This window comes from Arenibacter sp. F20364 (assembly GCF_023015905.1).
Classification (GTDB): Bacteria; Bacteroidota; Bacteroidia; order Flavobacteriales; family Flavobacteriaceae; genus Arenibacter.
In genome coordinates, this window is the sequence record NZ_JALKBD010000057.1 from 1 (window position 1) to 15661 (window position 15661).

The 15661-nt window shown below is 40.2% G+C and carries 15 protein-coding genes and 1 tRNA gene; 11 read left to right on the forward strand and 5 right to left on the reverse strand.

Annotation, left to right across the window (positions count from 1 at the left end; all coding sequences use genetic code 11):
• The first annotated feature begins 121 nt into the window (after nucleotides 1-121).
• The 9 genes from hemW (at nucleotide 122) to MWU84_RS22930 (ending at nucleotide 7315) form a co-directional block, all read left to right on the forward strand.
• On the forward strand, nucleotides 122-1255 hold the full coding sequence (hemW, locus tag MWU84_RS22890; protein WP_246906234.1) for a radical SAM family heme chaperone HemW: 1134 nt from the start codon (nucleotides 122-124) through the stop codon (nucleotides 1253-1255).
• Nucleotides 1256-1279: 24 nt separating this feature from the next.
• A complete protein-coding gene (locus tag MWU84_RS22895) occupies nucleotides 1280-2032 on the forward strand; it encodes a cyclase family protein (RefSeq protein WP_246906236.1) in 753 nt (250 codons plus the stop codon).
• Between the two features lie 8 nt (nucleotides 2033-2040).
• A complete protein-coding gene (locus MWU84_RS22900) occupies nucleotides 2041-2400 on the forward strand; it encodes a DUF4260 domain-containing protein (RefSeq protein ID WP_246906238.1) in 360 nt (119 codons plus the stop codon).
• Nucleotides 2393-3016, forward strand: coding sequence for a DUF4230 domain-containing protein (locus MWU84_RS22905; protein ID WP_246906241.1), 624 nt, complete (start codon nucleotides 2393-2395; stop codon nucleotides 3014-3016). The genes MWU84_RS22900 and MWU84_RS22905 overlap by 8 nt, the downstream gene beginning before the upstream one ends.
• A 110-nt stretch (nucleotides 3017-3126) precedes the next feature.
• Nucleotides 3127-3522, forward strand: coding sequence for a Dabb family protein (locus MWU84_RS22910; RefSeq protein WP_031442290.1), 396 nt, complete (start codon nucleotides 3127-3129; stop codon nucleotides 3520-3522).
• Nucleotides 3523-3531: 9 nt separating this feature from the next.
• Entirely contained in the window at nucleotides 3532-4053 is a 522-nt protein-coding gene (locus MWU84_RS22915) for a GNAT family N-acetyltransferase (protein ID WP_246906244.1), read from the forward strand.
• 23 nt (nucleotides 4054-4076) lie between these two features.
• Complete coding sequence (locus tag MWU84_RS22920; protein ID WP_246906246.1) at nucleotides 4077-4436, forward strand: MmcQ/YjbR family DNA-binding protein; 360 nt, start codon at nucleotides 4077-4079, stop codon at nucleotides 4434-4436.
• 34 nt (nucleotides 4437-4470) lie between these two features.
• Nucleotides 4471-6243: a DNA mismatch repair protein MutS gene (locus tag MWU84_RS22925; RefSeq protein WP_246906249.1), complete on the forward strand. Its 1773-nt coding sequence runs from the start codon at nucleotides 4471-4473 to the stop codon at nucleotides 6241-6243.
• 70 nt (nucleotides 6244-6313) lie between these two features.
• A complete protein-coding gene (locus tag MWU84_RS22930; protein ID WP_246906252.1) occupies nucleotides 6314-7315 on the forward strand; it encodes a metal-dependent hydrolase in 1002 nt (333 codons plus the stop codon).
• Between the two features lie 121 nt (nucleotides 7316-7436).
• On the opposite strand, the gene MWU84_RS22935 is transcribed toward MWU84_RS22930, so the two are convergent.
• Complete coding sequence (locus MWU84_RS22935) at nucleotides 7437-8537, reverse strand: DUF4407 domain-containing protein (protein ID WP_246906254.1); 1101 nt, start codon at nucleotides 8535-8537, stop codon at nucleotides 7437-7439.
• A 656-nt stretch (nucleotides 8538-9193) separates the two neighbouring features.
• Here MWU84_RS22935 and MWU84_RS22940 point away from each other — a divergent pair.
• Nucleotides 9194-9616, forward strand: coding sequence for a CBS domain-containing protein (locus MWU84_RS22940; RefSeq protein WP_246906257.1), 423 nt, complete (start codon nucleotides 9194-9196; stop codon nucleotides 9614-9616).
• Nucleotides 9617-9842: 226 nt separating this feature from the next.
• On the opposite strand, the gene MWU84_RS22945 is transcribed toward MWU84_RS22940, so the two are convergent.
• From MWU84_RS22945 to MWU84_RS22960, 4 genes are all read right to left on the reverse strand, one after another.
• Nucleotides 9843-12419: a M56 family metallopeptidase gene (locus MWU84_RS22945; RefSeq protein ID WP_246906262.1), complete on the reverse strand. Its 2577-nt coding sequence runs from the start codon at nucleotides 12417-12419 to the stop codon at nucleotides 9843-9845.
• 2 nt (nucleotides 12420-12421) lie between these two features.
• On the reverse strand, nucleotides 12422-12787 hold the full coding sequence (locus MWU84_RS22950) for a BlaI/MecI/CopY family transcriptional regulator (protein ID WP_246906264.1): 366 nt from the start codon (nucleotides 12785-12787) through the stop codon (nucleotides 12422-12424).
• 228 nt (nucleotides 12788-13015) lie between these two features.
• Nucleotides 13016-13324 carry a hypothetical protein gene (locus MWU84_RS22955; RefSeq protein WP_246906267.1) on the reverse strand — a complete coding sequence of 103 codons (309 nt, stop codon included), beginning with the start codon at nucleotides 13322-13324 and terminating at the stop codon, nucleotides 13016-13018.
• A gap of 182 nt (nucleotides 13325-13506) precedes the next feature.
• A complete protein-coding gene (locus MWU84_RS22960; RefSeq protein ID WP_246906270.1) occupies nucleotides 13507-14895 on the reverse strand; it encodes a dipeptidase in 1389 nt (462 codons plus the stop codon).
• A gap of 386 nt (nucleotides 14896-15281) precedes the next feature.
• On the opposite strand from MWU84_RS22960, the gene MWU84_RS22965 reads away from it, so the two are divergent.
• A tRNA-Leu gene (locus tag MWU84_RS22965) sits at nucleotides 15282-15363 on the forward strand.
• The last annotated feature ends 298 nt before the right edge of the window (nucleotides 15364-15661 follow it).

A 15661-nucleotide genomic window follows, 5' to 3' on the forward strand; every position in this document is an offset into this window, starting at 1 on the left:
ACTGACCACTGACCACTGACCACTGACCACTGACCACTGACCACTGACCACTGACCACTGACCACTGACCACTGACCACTGACCACTGACCACTGTTTACTGTTTACTGATTACTGAAAAAATGAGCGGCATTTACATCCATATCCCTTTCTGCAAGCAGGCTTGTCACTATTGCGATTTTCATTTTTCCACCAATATGGGGAAGAAGGAGGCTATGGTATCGGCATTGATAAAGGAATTGGAGCTTAGGAAAGAGGAGTTCAAAGAAGAGGAGTTACAGACCATTTACTTTGGAGGTGGAACTCCATCGGTTTTGAACACAGCAGAAATCAACCAGATAATTGGGGCGGTTTATAGTAAATATACTGTGGTAAGTGCACCCGAGATCACTTTGGAGGCCAACCCCGATGATCTGTCCAAAGAAAAGATAGAAGAATTGGCCAAATCGCCAATCAATAGGCTGAGTATCGGAATCCAATCTTTTTTTGAGGAGGATTTAAAAATGATGAACAGGGCGCATAATTCAGAGGAAGCGGAAGACTGTATTGTACTGGCCAAGAATTATTTTGATAATATTTCTATCGATCTTATATATGGCATTCCCGTGATGACCAATGAACGATGGATTGCCAATATAGAAAAGGCCTTGGCTTTTGGGGTTCCCCACATTTCCAGTTATGCTCTTACCGTAGAACCCAAAACTGCTTTAAAAACGTTTATCGACAAAGGACTCATTCCTCCAGTGGATGATGAATTGGCCGAGGTACATTTTCATATTCTGGTGCAAAAATTGGAAGCTGCAGGCTTTATTAACTACGAAATTTCCAATTTTGGAAAACCAGGTTACTTTTCCCGGAACAACACGGCCTATTGGCAGGGGAAAAAATACTTGGGCATTGGTCCCTCCGCCCATTCCTATGACGGAATTAGAAGGGGCTGGAATGTAAACAATAATACCAAGTACCTAAAAGCGATTTCTCAAAATGAATTGCCTATGGAAGTAGAGGTGCTGTCCAAAACCGATCGTTACAACGAATATATTATGACCGGGTTACGAACTATATGGGGAGTTTCCTTGGAGAGGATAAAAGAGGAATTTGGCGGGGAATTCCATTCGTATTTATTGAGGCAGGCCAGTAAAAAAATCGAAGATGGCCTGCTTTATGTGGAAAAAGAACACTTATTCGTCTCCCCTAAAGGGAAATTTTTGAGTGATGGGATTGCCGCCGATTTATTTTTGGTTAACTTGTCCTGAGCACGATTAAGAAGTTCAACATACATGAAAACCATAATAAAACACAACACTAAAAACTACACCATAGATTTATCCCAACCCCTGGATATTTCCATTCCCATTACCGGAAAAAGTACCAATGTAAATGCATGGTATGTTGACCCACCAAAAATTGGGCCCCATACCGAAGGGGAATTTATTGGCAAGATCACAGAAGGGGCTTCGACCAATTTTAACGATATCAGTTTTAATCCGCATGCCCATGGTACCCATACCGAATGCATTGGTCATATAACGGAAGAGCTCTACTCCGTAAATAAAAGTCTTTCCAAATTCTTTTTTATGGCCGAGGTCATTACCATAGCTCCGGAAAAAATCAAAGGAGATTTTGTAATCTCCAAAAAACAATTGCAGTATGCCTTGGGGAATAAAAATAGGGAAGCCGTGGTCATTAGGACCATCCCAAACCTAAGGGACAAAATGACCAGGCAATATGCCAATACAAATCCCCCATATTTATTGGAATCGGCAGCACAATTGTTGGTGGATAAGGGCGTGGAGCATTTGTTGATAGATCTTCCTTCAGTGGATAAGGAAAAGGATGAGGGAGCGCTATTGGCCCATAAGACCTTTTGGAATTTTGATGGAAAACGTCGACTTCAGGCTACTATAACCGAATTTGTTTTTGTAGCGAATACCATAAAGGACGGGAAGTATTTTTTAAACCTTCAACTGGCTGCCTTCGAAAATGATGCCAGTCCAAGTAGGCCTGTTCTATATTTAATAGAGGAATCATAAATAGTGCTATGCGGTTACTTATAAGAGCTGAGGAGTTATTAATGTTCTGTTTGGGATTATATCTCTTTAGTTTGTTGGATTATAGCTGGTGGTGGTTTGTTGGGCTAATTTTGGTGCCAGATATAGGTATGCTTGGCTACCTTATGGGTAATAAGGTTGGTGCCATTGGGTACAATCTGTTCCATCATAAGGGCTTTGCAATTGCTTTTTATTTTCTCGGGATTTATCTTTCATTACCTTTGTGTCAGTTAATAGGGATTATCCTTTTTTCCCATGCTTCCATGGATAGGATATTCGGTTATGGACTTAAATATGACAAGGGGTTTAAATACACCCACTTAGGGGAAATAGGTAAGGTAAATGAGTGATATATTAGAACTTTTTCTGGGTCTAATTCTTGGGGCCATTACCATGTATTGGGTGTTTTCCTTTTTTCGAAAAAAGAGGAGTAAAGAGCTTACGGAACATCAGTCTGCCATACTGTTGGATAAGATAAAAAGCGTTTGTAAATTAATAACGGTGGAAGGTGATTTTGCCGAGATTTATCGATACGAAAACACCAAGGAGCGTTTTCTAAGTTTGGTAAGTAGCAAAAAGAAGGCCTTGATCATCATCAATGCCAAGGCGCATATTGGTTTTGATCTAAAAAAGTTGCAAATGTATGCCGATAACGATAAGAAAAGAATTATCCTTACCAATTTTCCGCAACCTGAAATTTTATCAATTTCCCCGGAACTACAGTTTTACGATATACAAAACGGACTGTTCAACACTTTTACTCCAACAGATCTTACCTCCTTGAATATGGAGGCAAAGCAACATATTAGGGATAAAATTCCTCAAAGTGGTTTAATGGATACCGCCAATAAGGAAGCTCTTGAAGCTGTACTTTTAATTGAAAAAATTGTAGAGACCATAGGATGGAAATTGGACTATTCCGCCTTGGAAATGAACAATCGAAAGAAGCAGATCATGGAGAAGTAATATCCTTTTTCCAATGCTCCCAAATTGGAACCAATTTTTTTTATTTTAGCGGGATGTTGGGTAATCTCTATAAAGCATACTTTTGTGTAATTTCCAAAACAAAATATATAATGAAAACTTTATTTTATACTGTATTATTTTTAACGATGACCGTAACAAGTTATGGTCAAAACAAAGAAGATATGAAGAACTTTGATTCCAATTTTGTACACACCGTTTTTTTCTGGTTGAAGAATCCTGATAATGTTGAGGATAGGAAGGCTTTTGAGACATCCATCTTGAAATTTATGCGGGATTCCAAATATGCCAAGACCAACTTTGTGGGCGTGCCGCCAAAGGCCACCCGCGATGTTGTAGATGGTTCCTTTACCTATTCTCTGGTAGTTTCTTTTGAATCTGCCGAGGCACAGGCAAAGTATCAGACTGAGGAAGCCCATAACCTTTTTGTTGCGGAATCCAGCAATTTATGGACCAAGGTAATCGTGTACGACTCCCAAGGGATTTAGACATATTTTATGGTGACCTACAGGCATGCCAAGGCTGGGGATTATTTGGAAATTGCCAAATTGCATGTAAAAAGTTGGCAACAAAATTACAGGGGCGATTTTAGTGATCATTTTCTGGATACCGAGGCTACCGCTGAGCGTGAAGGTGTTTGGCAGAAAAGGTTAAATAATCCAATGCCTAACCAATTTTGCTGGGTAGCGGAGAAGGAAGGGGAAATTTGTGGATTTGCCTGTGCCTTTCTTGAGGATGATGCCGAACACGGCACATTATTGGACAATTTGCATGTGTTGGGTACGACCAAGGGAATGGGGATTGGTAGACATTTGATGGCGTTGGTGGCCCAGGAGGTACTAAAGAATGATCCGGGTGGAAAATTGTATTTATGGGTGCTAAAGAACAATATCAGTGCTATGGCCTTTTATGAGCGTTTGGGAGGATTCAATATTGAAACCGTTGTGGGCAATGATATTGGCGATAAGGAAGTACGCAAATGTAGGATAGTTTGGAATAACCTGAAGAAGCTGATTTAAGTCTAGTTGCATAATGTTTGGTTATGAACATAGAGGATTTTAGGGAGTATTGTATTATTAAAAAGGGGGTTACGGAAGAATTTCCCTTCGATGCCGGCACCTTGGTGTTCAAGGTAATGGGAAAAATGTTTGCCCTGGTGCCTCTGGAGCGAATTCCGTCCCAGGCCAATTTAAAATGCGATCCGGAAAGGGCCATAGAATTGCGGGAAACATACGATGGAAAAATCACTGCTGGGTACCACATGAGCAAAGTACATTGGAACACGCTATATTTGGAAGGGTTGGCTCCAACAATGGTACAGGAATTGATAGACCATTCCTATGAGCTGGTTGTTGCCGGTTTAACAAAAAAGTTACAGGCCCAACTCAAGGCTTTGGATTAACTACATTTGCATTAGTCACTTTTCAAATTCCTAAATGGAAAACTTAAAAATATTTTATAATAACAGAATTGAAGTCCAAAAGGAATTGTTGGTCAAAGTAAAAAGGCAACTTGCCTTGTCAAGTACCATACGACTGATTATTTTTGTCCTTGCTGCCAGTCTAACTTATTTTCTCTTTGGAGAGACCAAATTGGTCCTGGGAACGCTTATAGTTGCAATAGGCCTTTTTCTGTATCTGGTTTCCAAACATACCGACTTACTATATAAGCGCGATAAATTATTGGCGCTGATAAAAATAAATGAAACCGAGATTCAGGTGCTGGAGCGCAATTTTCATCATCTTCCCGATGGCTCGAAATATAAGGAACCTACCCACTTTTTTGCCCAGGACATAGACCTGTTTGGAAAAGGTTCCTTTTATCAATATAGCAATCGTACCTCTTTGGCCCAAGGCAGTGATATGTTGGTGGCAATGCTCTTGTCCAATAATATCGACAATATTACGTCCAAACAGGAGGCCGTAGAAGAGCTTGCACAAAAACCCGATTGGAGACAGCAGTTTTCGGCTGTTGCCATCTTGGTGAAAGCGGAAACGACCACTAAAACTATAGTATCTTGGCTTCATGGATACAAATCCTATGTCCCCAAGGCCATGCGGGTTATGCCCAACGTGTTTTCTTTGATTTCATTGATATTTATAGGGGGCTATCTATTGGGAATGCTGCCAGGATTTCCCATTTTTATTATTCTTGTGGTAGGTCTGTTGATCAGTGGGGTCTATTTAAAAAACACCTCCAAATTGGCCTCCGATGCCAACAAAGTGCAAAGTACTTTTCAGCAATATCAAAAGTTGATCTTAAAAATAGAGGAAGAGGCATTTGATTCCGATCTTTTAAAGGAAAAAAAGACTAGTGTGGTCACTAAAGAACAGCTGGCCTCGAAGGTGTTAAAGGAGTTCTCGGAAATACTGAGCGCCTTGGACCAACGGAATAATATGATTTTCGCCTTGTTGGGAAATGGATTTTTTCTTTGGGATTTGCGGCAGGCCTACAGAATAGAGCAGTGGATTGGTAAACATGGATCAAAAGTGAAAAATTGGTTTGATGCTATTGCGTTTTTTGATGCCTATAATAGTTTGGGGAATTTTGCCCATAACCATCCAGGTTATGTTTATCCAAAGCTAGTGGAAAACCAAATAGTGCTAAGGTCGGAAAATGCATCTCACCCTTTATTGGATCCAAAAAAAGCGGTGCCCAATGATATCAACATTCTAAAAGAACAATTTTTTATTGTTACCGGAGCCAATATGGCCGGCAAAAGTACCTTTTTAAGAACCGTGTCCCTTCAAATTGTAATGTCCAATATTGGACTTCCAGTATGTGCTTCCACCGTGGAGTATTCTCCGATTAAACTCATAACAAGCATGCGCACCACGGATTCCCTTACGGATGACGAATCTTATTTCTTTTCGGAATTGAAAAGGTTAAAATTTATCGTGGATGAAATTCAAAGGGATCGATATTTTATTGTTTTAGATGAAATTCTAAAAGGAACCAATAGTATGGATAAGGCTATAGGCTCCCGGAAGTTTGTGGAAAAATTGGTGGCTTCAAAGTCCACGGGAATTATTGCTACCCATGACCTTAGTTTATGTGAAGCTTCAGAAGTTTTGCCACAAATAAAAAACCATTATTTTGATGCTGAAATCATAAATAACGAACTACATTTTGATTATACCTTTAAAACCGGTATATGTAAGAATATGAATGCCTCTTTCTTGCTCAAGAAGATGGAGATAGTGGAATAGGCTCACCAGCACTACAGCTGGCTACTGGGGTGTAACACCCTCTTGGTAAATAACAGAATAAAGAATAACGATGGATTCTTTAACGCAGATAGTATTGGGTGCCGCAGTGGGAGAAGCGGTTTTAGGTAAGAAAGTGGGCAACAAGGCCATGTTCTATGGGGCTATTGCCGGCACCATTCCGGATTTGGATGTTTTGGCCAATTATGTTGCCGATACGGTCACTGCTATAGAGTGGCATAGAGGGTTTACCCACTCTATCTTCTTTTCCATAATTTTTGCCCCTATCTTCGGTTGGCTGATTTTTAAATTGGAACGGAAGGGGCCAGCCTCTTGGAAGGAATGGTCCTTATTAGTGTTCTGGGGACTTTTTACCCATCCCATTTTGGATGCTTTTACCACATGGGGCACCCAACTTTTTTGGCCCTTTGATCTACGGATAGCTTTTCAGAACATCTTTGTTATTGATCCTCTGTACACCCTGCCTTTTTTAGTGTTTCTTATTCTGGCTATGCGCCAAAAGCGGGATTTAGCATTGCGGTGGCGCTATAATATGTATGGATTGAGCATCAGTAGTTTGTATTTGGGACTTAGCTTGGTACTCAAAGGAGTTGCCTATAAAAAGATTAGCGATAGTTTAGAGACACAGGGAATAGCTTATACAGAAATAGACACTAGGCCTTCTCCATTTAATACTGTTCTATGGTCGGCCAATGTTGATGCCGGCGACGCTTACCTCATTGGTAATTACTCTTTTTTCGATAATAAGCCCGTTCAGTTTAGTCGCTATCCAAAAAACCACGAATTACTGGGCAATTTGGCCCAAAGTGATAAGATTCAACGGCTGAAAAAAATCACTGAAGGTTGGTATACCATAAATGAGGTAAACGGACAGTTATTTTTTAATGACCTGCGATTCGGGTTGATGAGTTTGGATCCAGATGAATCCCAATTTGCCTTTAATTATAAGTTGATCCCCAAGGATGGGGAGCTGTCGGTAGAAGAAAGTCCAAAATTAAGGAGGGATGCCAAAAAACTCCTTTTGGCCCTATGGGTAAGAATGTGGGGGAATTAGCTAGGAATTGCCCTAGGCCTCAGATATTACTGGTAAAGGGTTTCGACAGCGCTCAATTGGACAGCCGGGATAATTGGGTTTTTTAATTGACTAATAACCAATCAAAATGTACTTATTTAATCTATAGACTTTTCACTTGGCCTTCATGAAATGCATTGGCCTGTAACTTCAATAATTCCTCGGCCTTTTGTTTTTTGTATTTGTAAATTTCCTCTTCCTCGGCAATTTCCCTGTAAATCTTATTATTTAGAAGGGTGTCTGTTTCCAGCACTTTTTCACGTTGGCCAACCTTTTGTGTCACCCAGGTCCTAACGGCACTTTCTTGGTCTTCCAGCTTATAATCGTAGGCGCCTTTTGGGGATAGTAGCTTTGCTATTATTGGTGATGTCTCAATGGCCAGGAACAAAAGAAAAATAAAAAATGAGGGCAACCAGGGCAATTTATCCAAGGCATTTATACGAGCCATGAGTCCGTCGAAACCATCAATAATGGGTTGGGTATTGGTAACTTGATCTACATATTCCAGATCCAAGGCCGCAATCTGTGACTCCAAGGTTGAAATTCTTTCGGCGTTGGTTTGTTTTAGTGACTGTAATTCGGCCAGGGCAGCATCGTGTTTGTCCCTTTTTTCCTTGTATACTGGCCCTTTGCCCAATAATTTGGTGCCTGCGGTGCCTTCTGCCTCGGAGATGTAGGTGTCGTAAAGCGCATTGGTTTCGACTTCTTTAGTCGCTATTTCATTTTTTAAACCCAAAATATCCGCCTTCAGTTGTTCCGTTTTTGGGGTGTATTGTGTGGCAATTTGCTCCTTATTGGCAAGGGTCATGCTGTTTTTCTCCTCCAAAAGCACTTGGTTGATCTCCTTTTCAAAAATTTTCATTTCCAAAGGTTTGGAAATAACAATTGCGATAATGACGGCCAATATTATTCGGGGTGTAGCCTGTAGTAATTCGCTCTTAAAACTATCGCTCTTTTTTATAGTGGAGACTATAAATCGATCCAGATTAAATATGAGAAGCCCCCAAATAAGGCCGAAGAAAATGGAGGAATATATATTGTCGAATACTGTATAGAGGGCATAGGCACTGGCTATAAATGCCATGACGGCGGTATAGAATACGGTAGCGCCTATTCCGGCGTATTTGTTCTGTTCTCCCTTGGAGCAAGTTTTGAGAATATCGGTATCTGCCCCGGAGCAGAGCATAAAAAAGTGCTGTAACATAGTGTTCTGATTTTGATTGATGTTCCTATAGACTGTTAGAACGTAGAAACCTATGATTTGTTACAGTAAATTATCATAAATCTTAGGTGTTTTTTTGGTTACTTATGCGATGAGTTTTACTTATCTAAACCCGAGATGGGTTGCCATTCGTATCAAATCCCTAAAGGTTTCCAAAACCTTGTAGGTATGGTGATAGGACATTGAAGCACCTTACCCATGTAGGGGAAGGTGGCATCCCGACCTTTTCGTCGGGATGGCGGAAGGGGTAGCGTGCATCCTTGGGCTATTGTGATGCGGCTTTTAGGGCAGTCCCGATTGGTGGAGCTTTCCACCCGCCCCGTCTTCTATACCGACTCAATGTCCGTTTAGAATCCACCCCTCCCTTTCCAGGGTGGGGAGCCTCTTGTGGCAGGTAGATCCAACAAAATGGTCGCCTTAGGGAATTAGTCCTGCAAGCTTTTTTAACCCTGGAAATTCCTGAATCTTTATTTGGCCTGACTTATATCATGTTTTTTGAAAGGAATGATGGCGATCTTTATACTGTTGGATTAAGGTGGTGATGTTAAGCTTATGATTCTATTGCTACAAGCGATTGAGTATGCGGTGGTATTCCATTTTAAATCGGCAGTTACTAATAATTAAAAATTTAACAAAGTATGAAAAGAAGAGAGCCAGTGTCGAAAATCATGTCAACAGATTTGGTTACCATAAATCACACCAACAGTTTATTTGATGCCGAAAAATTGTTTAATAAGCATAAGATTCGTCATATACCGGTAGTCAACAATAAGCAGATTATTGGAATACTGAGTTTGACGGATTTACTACGGATCAGTTTCGTCGATAATTATGGGGAGGACGAGGATTCCCAAGTGGATACCGCAGTCTACAATATGCTCAGCATAGAGCAGGTTATGGTGAAAGATCCAGTACATATTGCCCCCTCATTGACCATTAAGGAGGTTGCGGAAATTTTGGCCAAAAAAGAATTCCACGCTCTACCAGTGGTTGAGAATGGCGAATTGATAGGAATCGTAACCACTACCGATTTATTGAATTACTTATTGGAACAATATTAATATTATATAGTTTGTAACCGAGCGGCCTGAATTCTTATTTTGGGATGTTTGGGCCGCTTGACTTTTTTGTGACCTGTCCCTGATCCTGTAAGGTTTTTTTAATCTTGTAGGTATTGAGAAAGAACATGATGATTTATCTGGTTGTCTTGTTTAGTTTGGGGTGTAAGTCCTACAAGGTTTTGGAAACCTTGCAGGACTACTTTAAGTTTTGTTTGGAATGTGAACATCAACAACCACCTAGTTTTACGATAGGGAAATCACTTACATTAATATTTGGATCTTTACTCTTTTGGACCAATTCGATTGCTTCAATCGTTTTGTATTTATGGGGGCCAAGATAAAAGGTCGCTCCCTTTTCGGCCAATTCCTTTATATATTTCACAGGATTCGGATGTGGCTGAGGTGGCAGCTGAGGTAAATTGTACAATCTTCCATAATATATGGAAGGTTTTTTTGTGGGCTCCAATTTTTGAATAAATTCTTTTTCCTCAGTAGTCATTGAGGAATATAGTTTTTCCAAACTTGTAGAAATTGCTTTAAGTGCGTTCTGTTCATTTTTGGTTTTGTTATCTTTCTGGCTAAGCTCTTCAAAAATTCCATACATTTTATTGTAATCTTTGATTAATATCAATCTGAGTTGTTCTACTTTTCTTTGTGGATTTCTAATGTTTTTGTTTTCCCCATTTAAATCATTGGCTGGGGGTAATGGCGAGTGCGGAGTATTGTTTTCTTGAGCTTTCTTCACAGGTGAGGCAGGAGCGGGAGGAGGTGGAGGTGGACACTCTGGAAAGGGCTGTGCCTGCTCTTTTTGATCATTGGTCATGCTGCCATAAATATTTTCCAAGGTCTTTAGGTCTTTTAGGGGAATAATAATCCTTGATTCTTGGGGTTGTGCGTTATATTTTTTGGCTAGGGTGTTATATTCCTGCAGTTTGGATTTGGTGGCCCCAACTTGATTTGGGGATGGTGTAGGCCCTTTAATGTCAATGGTGGCTACCCCGTAGTCCATTAAAATAGCATCCACTTGTTTTATGATATTGGCAGGAGTTTCTTCCTCTACCCTAATTATTGCCCTAACGCTTTGCTCTCTTTGTTCTTGGGTAAGGCCTTGGTTGTATTTCAGTAAGTGAGATTTTAAGTCTTCGATTTTAACTTTGTGAGAATTGAGCAAAAGCTGCCCCTTATTGTTGATCAATATCCTGATGTCTTGATTTGAAGTATTTTGTCCGAATTTTATTTTATTATTTATTTCGTCAGGTACTGGCAATGGCGGCAAGAGATCGTATCTTTCCAGTTCATCTTTGGAAAAATTTATATATAATTGGTCCAGTTTTGTTCTTAAAATTCTTAATTCCGAATTGTCTTGCTGTTCTTTTTTGTTGAACAACTTAATTTCTTTCTCATATTGATAGGAGAGCTCATTGTATTTATTTATGTCATATTGTGTATATGCTTCTTTAAATCCATTTTTGGTATATAATCGGTTCTGATAGGGTTGAGGAAACTTTTCACTCCTGGCATTATTGTATACAAAACTAGAGGTAAAATGGATAATATCAGTAGTACTGTATTGGCCTAAAGTAGTATTGGGCACATGTTTGCCATCAATCCAAATGGCAAATTTTTTATTATCTTTCCAGGAGTCAAATTCGGTTTCACTGGGTTTGTTGGGTTTAGTTTTGGATATATTTGGATTTGGTAGTTTAACTATATCCCGATAGTCAGTGACCGAAGCTTGTTGTTTATCCGTCATCAATTCATAGATTGCTTCTATTCGGTGATATTCTGTCTGTTTAATAATAATGTTCTCGGATTTCCCCAGGTTGTCAATGTAATTCCGATATTCTTGCATCATATTTTCTGATGCTCCAATTAGACCATCTTCTTGAATCGATGATTTTATAGTTTCTGGTGTTACTACTTTTTCCAGAATTTTTGTTGAGCTAAAACCATATAATAATAGCGCTATCAATGGCAATAGCAATAAACTTCTAAGCCAAATGGCTTTTTTTGATGTTTGTGTTTTCATGATGACGATTCGTTTTTTGATTGATGAATAATGAATGGCATTTGCCAAAGGTGGTGTTACGGCATTCCGATAGCTATCGGAAGATGAGAATGCCAATACCATTTTTTGGTAATTGGGAACACTTGCTCCTCTTTTTAAAACAGCCTGATCGGCCAAAAATTCATGGTTCAGTTTTGCCAAATGTTTTGTCCAATAGACCAATGGGTGAAACCAGAAGACTATTTGAATCAGCTCCAACAATAAGATATCCAAGCTATGTTTTTGTCTGGCATGGGTTTCCTCGTGCCAAAAAACTTCTTGCGGAATTTTATGGGCTTCGTAATTCTTTTTGTTGAAAAAAATATAGCTAAAGAAGGTGTGCGGAACAATAAGCTCTTGGAGTAGCACATGATGGATACGTCCCGATTTTAATTTGGGATTGCTTTTGATATTTTGGATTAAAGACCTTAGGTTTCCTAAAAACTTGAGTGCGAAAAAAAATACCCCTAAAGCGTATATACCCCATAAAATAATGGGTAATATTTGGGTAGTGTTGTTTTTGTTTTCTATGAAATTAGTTGTGGATTGATCAATGTACGTTGGAAGCAGGGTAGGCTCTATTGCTACGGTAACATATTGGGTAAAAGTGATTAAGGGAATGCTTAGGGAAATGATAAAAGCGGATAGTAGGTAATATCTTTTAAAATGATGAATATGGACCTTCTCCAGCACCAACTTGTGGAATAGTAGGAGGAGTGCCAAACATGCGCTAAATTTTAAGAGATAGATCCACATGATTACTTGTTTTTTATTTCGGTATCGATCAAGTTTCTTAATTCTTCCAGTTCTTCCTTGCTCAAATCGGTTTCTTGGGCAAAGAAGGAAGCAAACTGTGAGGCGCTATCATTGAAGAAGTTTTTAATGAGTCCGTCCAAGTGTTTGGAGAAATAGTCTTTTTTCTTGACCAAAGGGTAGTACTCCCGTGCTTTACCCATTAAGGTATAGGCCACAAAACCTTTGTCCGTCATCCGTTTTAACAATGTGGCCACGGTAGTGGTGGCAGGTTTGGGCTCAGGATAGACTTCCAGCAGATCCTTCATGAAAGCTTTGTTCAGCTTCCATAGGTGGTTCATTAATTCTTCTTCTGTTTTAGATAGTTTCATTTGTGAAAATATTACTTGCTCTACAAACATAGAGCAAATATTTTAATTCTACAAATGTAGAGGTGATTTATTTGTGAGTGGATATGGGAAGCGATTGGTTTTTCAGGTTCTGGAATGACGGAATAATGAGTTTTGAAGCTGTGTACATTAGTTTGTTTACTGACCGTCGATTAACTTCTTGTGTAACAATAGAACTCTATTGTTGATTGTAGATTGATTTTGCCTTAGCTATTGCAGCGGCATCCTTTTTTGAACTGTCTCCTGCAAGGTTTTTAAAACCTTGCGGACTCCTTGTGATGGATAGGACATGGAGCTCCTTCCCCATGCAGGGGAAGGTGGCATCCCGACTTTTTTGTCGGGATGGCGGGAGGGGTAGCCTGCACCTTTGGCTTTTGAGGTGAATAAATAGGTGCTAAGCTTGATGGTTACAGACATTCCACCCGTCTCGTCTTCTTTCCCGACCCAATGTCGGTAAAGAATCCACCCCTCCCTGTCCAGGGTGGAGCATTTATTGCAAAAAAAACAAAAACTGGGCATCAACGATGGTCGATTTTGCGTTAGCTATTGAAGCGGCATCCTTTTTTGGCTTGATACCACTAGGTTAGAGTCCGACTCCTACAAGGTTTTGGAAACCTTGCAGGATTGTTGGATAGAAGTCAAAAAAGATATAGCGGAAAGAGCGGCCCGCTAGGGAAACGCCCAGAAAAGGAGGTTCTAGCTTATTCCGATAGTTCCGTAAAGTATTTATAGAAATGCGGAATGGTCTCAATTCCCTTCAAATAGTTCCAAACCCCAAAATGCTCGTTGGGCGAATGTATAGCATCACTGTCCAGACCGAATCCCATGAGGATGGTCTTGCTTTGCAATTCCTTTTCGAAAAGGGAAACAATGGGGATGCTGCCCCCGCTACGCTGAGGAATGGGCTTCATGCCAAAAGTAGTTTCATAAGCTTTGGAAGCGGCTTTATAACCATTGTTGTCTATAGGCGTTACATATCCTTGGCCTCCATGATGAGGGGCAACTTTAACGGTCACTCCGTCAGGGGCCAGGCTCTCAAAATAGCTCTTGAACAGCGCTGTAATTTCCTTCCAATCCTGATGGGGTACCAAGCGCATGGAGATTTTGGCATAGGCTTTACTGGCAATGACCGTTTTAGCTCCCGCACCGATATATCCGCCCCAAATTCCGTTTACGTCCAAGGTAGGTCTAATGGAGTTGCGTTCATTGGTGCTATAGCCTTTTTCTCCATAAACAGCCTTTATATCCAAGGCTTTTTTGTAGTTCTCCAAGCTAAAAGGGGCCTTGGCCATTTCCGTACGTTCTTCCTTGGAGAGTTCCTCTACCTTATCATAGAACCCTGGGATGGTGATGTGATTGTTTTCGTCATGTAGGGCGGCAATCATTTTGGTCAACACATTGATTGGGTTGGCCACAGCACCACCGTACAGGCCTGAATGTAGGTCCCTATTGGGACCGGTAACCTCTACTTCCACATAACTTAGGCCACGTAAGCCAGTAGTTATGGAAGGCACATCATTGGCAATCATCCCGGTATCCGAGATCAAGATGATGTCGTTGGCCAGTTTTTCTTTGTTTTCGGCCACAAAGGTTCCTAAATTCTCGCTGCCTACTTCTTCTTCACCTTCTATCATAAATTTTACGTTACAGGGCAATTGGTTGGTTTTTACCATAAATTCCAAAGCCTTTACGTGCATGTACATTTGTCCCTTGTCATCACAGGCTCCCCTGGCGAAAATGGCACCTTCGGGGTGGATGTCGGTGGTTTTTATAACTGGTTCAAAAGGAGGGGAGTTCCATAAATCGATGGGGTCTGCCGGTTGTACGTCGTAATGGCCATATACCAATACAGTAGGTAATTCCGGATTTATTATTTTTTCTCCGTAAACGATGGGATATCCATTGGTTTCGCAGATTTCCACTGTGTCGCAGCCAGCCTCCAATAGAGAGGCCTTTACGGCTTCCGAGGCGTTGATTACGTCCTGGGAATAGGCTGGATCGGCACTTACCGAAGGTATCTTTAAGAGGTGTATCAATTCATTAATAAAACGTTCTTTGTTTTTAGCTAAGTACTCCGAAATGTCGTGCATAAATTGGTTTAATTGAAGGCTAAATTTACAAAAAAGAACTTTTTATTAGCTAAGTATTTTAAAATTGAAAAATTACTTTATATTTGCATCCCGATTACAAATGGGATAAATGCAGCGTGGTGGTCCCGATAGCTATCGGGAGGTAGCCAACTAGAGTTGAATCTAGTGCCGTTTATTTATTGAAATGCAGGCGTGGTGGAATTGGTAGACCCGCCCGAACGTACCGCTCGGTACGGGCGGGCACGCTAGAAAGTCTAGTGTGATAAAGGGTATACATTGAAGTTAGGTTTGTAATTTTATTGAAGTTTATGCAGGCGTGGTGGAATTGGTAGACACGCTAGACTTAGGATTTAACCAAGTATAGGTTCTTAAAATATTGTTAAAATGCGGGCGTGGTGGAATTGGTAGACACGCTTGACTTAGGATCAAGTGCCTCACGGTGTGAAGGTTCGAGTCCTTTCGCCCGCACAAAAGCCGAAGAGAAATCTTCGGCTTTTTTATTTTTAACAAGGGGATTTTTTTAAGATTTTGAACCTTGGGTACAACATAGGTACAACATTTAGGTGTTTTTCTTCCCTTAATTAAGTTTGATATTAGATGGTCTTATCTGGTATCAAACTATATTTTTTGTATTTGGAAATAATATTTTTTACAATATCACAAAGTTTTTTCGGATCATGCCTAATTTCTGGGTATTTGGATATTTATGCAAATAACTGAGTTAACCTAAACAGGAAGAATTCTGTATTTCTAACGCCTCTGAATT

What these genes read in the sequence shown, in the direction of transcription:
- MWU84_RS22940 (WP_246906257.1), top strand. Translation starts at nt 9,194, where the DNA reads ATGAAAAGAAGAGAGCCAGTGTCGAAAATCATGTCAACAGATTTGGTT.
- MWU84_RS22905 (WP_246906241.1), top strand. Translation starts at nt 2,393, where the DNA reads ATGAGTGATATATTAGAACTTTTTCTGGGTCTAATTCTTGGGGCCATT.
- MWU84_RS22935 (WP_246906254.1), bottom strand. Translation starts at nt 8,537, where the DNA reads ATGTTACAGCACTTTTTTATGCTCTGCTCCGGGGCAGATACCGATATT.
- MWU84_RS22950 (WP_246906264.1), bottom strand. Translation starts at nt 12,787, where the DNA reads ATGAAACTATCTAAAACAGAAGAAGAATTAATGAACCACCTATGGAAG.
- MWU84_RS22930 (WP_246906252.1), top strand. Translation starts at nt 6,314, where the DNA reads ATGGATTCTTTAACGCAGATAGTATTGGGTGCCGCAGTGGGAGAAGCG.
- MWU84_RS22925 (WP_246906249.1), top strand. Translation starts at nt 4,471, where the DNA reads ATGGAAAACTTAAAAATATTTTATAATAACAGAATTGAAGTCCAAAAG.
- hemW (WP_246906234.1), top strand. Translation starts at nt 122, where the DNA reads ATGAGCGGCATTTACATCCATATCCCTTTCTGCAAGCAGGCTTGTCAC.
- MWU84_RS22960 (WP_246906270.1), bottom strand. Translation starts at nt 14,895, where the DNA reads ATGCACGACATTTCGGAGTACTTAGCTAAAAACAAAGAACGTTTTATT.
- MWU84_RS22910 (WP_031442290.1), top strand. Translation starts at nt 3,127, where the DNA reads ATGAAAACTTTATTTTATACTGTATTATTTTTAACGATGACCGTAACA.
- MWU84_RS22915 (WP_246906244.1), top strand. Translation starts at nt 3,532, where the DNA reads ATGGTGACCTACAGGCATGCCAAGGCTGGGGATTATTTGGAAATTGCC.
- MWU84_RS22895 (WP_246906236.1), top strand. Translation starts at nt 1,280, where the DNA reads ATGAAAACCATAATAAAACACAACACTAAAAACTACACCATAGATTTA.
- MWU84_RS22955 (WP_246906267.1), bottom strand. Translation starts at nt 13,324, where the DNA reads ATGCCCAGTTTTTGTTTTTTTTGCAATAAATGCTCCACCCTGGACAGG.
- MWU84_RS22945 (WP_246906262.1), bottom strand. Translation starts at nt 12,419, where the DNA reads ATGTGGATCTATCTCTTAAAATTTAGCGCATGTTTGGCACTCCTCCTA.
- MWU84_RS22900 (WP_246906238.1), top strand. Translation starts at nt 2,041, where the DNA reads ATGCGGTTACTTATAAGAGCTGAGGAGTTATTAATGTTCTGTTTGGGA.
- MWU84_RS22920 (WP_246906246.1), top strand. Translation starts at nt 4,077, where the DNA reads ATGAACATAGAGGATTTTAGGGAGTATTGTATTATTAAAAAGGGGGTT.